General features: G+C 47.6%; 1 protein-coding gene. It reads left to right on the top strand.

Annotated elements, in window-relative coordinates; all coding sequences use genetic code 11:
• Window positions 1–158: 158 nt before the first annotated feature.
• Window positions 159–361: hypothetical protein (locus tag A3757_RS05275; protein ID WP_231878221.1), on the top strand; the 203-nt coding region annotated here is incomplete at its 3' end.

Below are 361 nucleotides of genomic sequence, written 5' to 3' on the forward strand. Positions count from 1 at the left end.
TCTATATGGCGATACCAAAGACGGCTCATGGTATCAAAGCTTACTTGAACAGCGCTGCAATATCGAAGACATGAGAGAGTTTTTGATATTCGGCCAAGGCTACTTTCAAACCGCCAAGCAAACTACCACCTTAGATTTAGCGGGTTAGGAACATCAAGATGACTCAAATGATCAACTCAACAGAGACAAGCACAAAACCGCAGGAAATAAAGACCACCTGCGCCTACTGTGGTGTAGGCTGCGGCATTATTGCAACAACACACGCTGATAACAGGGACGTGACAATACAAGGCGACCCGCACCACCCAGCTAACTTTGGCCGTCTCTGCTCAAAAGGCTCGGCACTAGGTGAAACCCTAGA

The organism is Oleiphilus sp. HI0117 (assembly GCF_001635235.1).